The 3,067-nt window shown below is 69.1% G+C and carries 3 protein-coding genes; 2 read left to right on the top strand and 1 reads right to left on the bottom strand.

The genetic code is table 11. The features are described 5' to 3' along the window. Positions 1-51: 51 nt before the first annotated feature. Both ON40_RS23010 and ON40_RS23005 read left to right on the top strand, forming a co-directional pair. Positions 52-915, top strand: a complete 864-nt coding sequence (locus ON40_RS23010) for a GNAT family N-acetyltransferase (RefSeq protein ID WP_245567952.1) — start codon at positions 52-54, stop codon at positions 913-915. 72 nt (positions 916-987) lie between these two features. Further along, the gene (locus tag ON40_RS23005) at positions 988-2,823 is read left to right on the top strand and encodes a penicillin-binding transpeptidase domain-containing protein (protein ID WP_051193448.1); all 1,836 of its coding nucleotides are present in this window, start codon (positions 988-990) and stop codon (positions 2,821-2,823) included. Positions 2,824-2,848: 25 nt separating this feature from the next. Here ON40_RS23005 and ON40_RS53970 read toward each other — a convergent pair. Further along, positions 2,849-3,067, bottom strand: a 219-nt coding sequence (locus tag ON40_RS53970; protein WP_218008842.1) for a hypothetical protein, incomplete at its 5' end; no start/stop codon positions are given.

Below are 3,067 nucleotides of genomic sequence, written 5' to 3'. Positions count from 1 at the left end.
CGACCTGAACAAATCTCCGCATCGTCGGGCTGTTCATGGCAGGCTGTGATCGTGCGGAGCGTGCTGGAACCCACTCGACGGAATCGACTGTCCGGTGCGCGTCAACTTGTCAATCGCGACCTTTCCCGGGTGCTGCAAGTGCTCGATGCCGATCCGGTGGCCTCCTGCATGGTGGTCGCGCGGCTGCAGGAGTACGGCATCGAGACCAGGACCGGCCTCGGTGAGATCTGGAGTCGCGGCGGTCCGGCCGAGTCGCTGTGCTTCTCCGGCGCGAATCTGATCCCGCTGCGCGGTGGTCCCGACGATCTCAAGGCGTTCGCCGATCGCGCGGCGCGCTGGCCGCGGGTGTGTTCGTCGGTGGTGGGTCGCCAGGAGCTGGCGCTGCCGCTGTGGGACCTGCTGAGCCGAAGCTGGGGCCCGCCCCGCGAGGTGCGGCCCGAACAGCCGCTGCTGGCCCTGGACGGACCGTCGGAGGTGCTCGCCGATCCGAAGGTGCGCCGGGTGCGCACCGATGAGCTCGATCGCTATCTGGTGGCCGCGGTCGCGATGTTCACCGAGGAGATCGGGGTGGATCCGCGCGCCGGGGACGGCGGACGCGGGTACCGGCGGCGCGTGGCGAGTCTGATCCAGTCCGGTCGGGCCTGGGCGCGGTTCGAGGACGGCGAGGTCGTGTACAAGGCCGAGGTGGGGGCGATGTCCCGGCGTGCCGGGCAGATTCAGGGCGTGTGGGTGCATCCCGATCGGCGCGGGCAGGGTTTCGGCACGGCCGGTACGGCGGCCGTGGCCAATGCGGTGGTGGCCTCCGGGCGGACGGCGAGTCTGTACGTGAACAGCTACAACGAGATTGCCCGCTGCGCCTACGCGACCATCGGATTCCGGCAGATCGGCACATTCGCCACAATTCTGGTGGACTGACCGGCGCAGATCGCCCGTTCGTGCCGTGTGTCGCCCGGTTGTCGGGTCGTTTGCTGGATACCATTTCACGCGATGGTGAAACTGCGAATTCCGCTGTCACTCCGCAACTGTCGGCATCTGTGTGGCCGGACGGCCGTGGCGTTGACGGCCGTGGTGGTCGCGGTATCGGCGGATGCGTGCGCGTCCGGACCGCAGGGCCCCCTGGCCGCCGCGGCCGATTTCGTCGGCGACTTCGCCCGGCACGATGTGCACGCCGCGGCGGGCCGCACCAATCAGCCCGACCAGGCCGCCACGGCACTCGCCTCGGCCTGGGGCAACCTGGGTGCGCAGACGATGTCGGCGCATACCGGCTCGGCCCGGGTCAGCGGCGATACGGCCACCGTGGACTACACCTACGAATGGCATCTGGCGAAGAACCGCGTGTGGAGCTACACCGGACAGTTGCAGATGGGCCGCGTCGACGGCGGCTGGCAGGTGCGCTGGACCGCATCGGACATCCATCCGCAACTCGGCGACACCCAGACGATGGCGTTGCGGGAGACGCCCGCCCCGCGCGCCCGCGTCAACGAGCGTTCGGGCACCGATGTGCTGATTCCCGGTGTGGTGCACCGGATCACGTTCACCCTCGCGCAGGCCACCGATCCGGGATACACCACCGGCGCGCTCGCCGGTGCGCTGCACCGGTTCGACGACACCGTCACCGCGAACGGCATCGTGGACGCCGCACGCAAGGCCGGTGGCACGTACACCGTCGCGCTGCTGACCGAGACGGAATTCAACCAGGTCAGCGGTGATCTGCTCGGACTTCCCGGGGTCACCACCGCGAAGGAGTGGGATATGGTGCCCACCGATCGCGGATTCGCTCCCGATCTGATCACCCAGGTCCGCAAGACCGTGATCGACGAGGTCGACGGCAAGGACGGCTGGGACGTGGTCACCGTGAACGCCAACGGCGCGGACACCGACCTACTGAAAGAGGTTGCACCACAGCCCGTTCCGTCGTTCGCGCTGAGCCTGGACCGGACCGTGCAGAATGCCGCGCAGCGCGCCGTGGACGGGCGTCCGGACAAGACCGTGATGGTCGTCGTTCAGCCCTCCACGGGCGCGCTGCTCGCGGTGGCGCAGAACGAAGCGGCCGATACGGACGGCCCGATCGCGACCTCCGGGTTGTACCCGCCGGGCTCGACGTTCAAGACGGTGACCGCCGCCGCGGCGATGGCCTCGGGGATCGCCACGCCCGATACGGTGCTGCCGTGTCCGGGCCGAATCGTCATCGGGGAGCGGACGATTCCCAACTACGACAGCTTCAGCCTCGGTGATGTGCCGATGTCGCGGGCGTACGCGCGCTCGTGCAACACCTCCTTCGCCGAACTGGCCAGCAGGCTCTCCGGCGACGCGCTCACCACCGTGGCAACGAAATTCGGTGTGGGCCCGGACTATTCGATCCCCGGACTGACCACGGTCTCCGGATCGGTACCGCCGACCAACGACCTGACCCAGCGCACCGAGAACGGAATCGGCCAGGGCCGGGTGCTGGTCAGCCCGTTCGGCATGGCCCTGGTCGCCGCGACGGTGGCGCACGGTTCCGCCCCGGTGCCGTATCTGCTGTCCGGGCACCCGACCAAGGTGTCCGCCACGCGCCCCGCGCCCTCGCCGACGGTGATTGCCGGGCTGCGGCTGATGATGCGCAAGGTGGTACTGGAGGGCACCGCCACCCACATTGCCGACCAGGGCGAGGTGTACGGCAAGACCGGCGAGGCCGAAGTCGAGGGCGGCTCGCATTCCTGGTTCATCGGTTATCGCGGCGACATGGCCTGGGCGACAATGCTCGTCGACGGCGGCAGCTCCGACAATGCGGTGGCCGTGACCCGGGACATGCTCGCCGCGCTGCCCTCGGGCAGCACGTGAACTCGTCACGGAGTCCGGGGTGAGGTCACCGCGCTGTGCGGGGCGGCGGCGTCGAGATGCGACCGCAGCGACTCGCAGGTGCGGACATTCGGCTGTGGGTGGAACGGCTCTCGAACGGGAACAGGTCGTCGTCGACCGGGGCAGGCCGCGCGCTCGCGGTGTGCGGATCGCCGGGAATGTGTGGGGTGGGCTGCCGCACGACATGCGAATTCAGCGTTGAGGCAAGGGATTCCGGCCGATGCCG

Source organism: Nocardia jiangxiensis NBRC 101359 (assembly GCF_000308615.1).
GTDB classification, from domain to species: Bacteria; Actinomycetota; Actinomycetes; order Mycobacteriales; family Mycobacteriaceae; genus Nocardia; species Nocardia jiangxiensis.
Note: the sequence above shows the minus strand (reverse complement) of the source record. Positions and strands in the feature narration are given on the sequence as shown.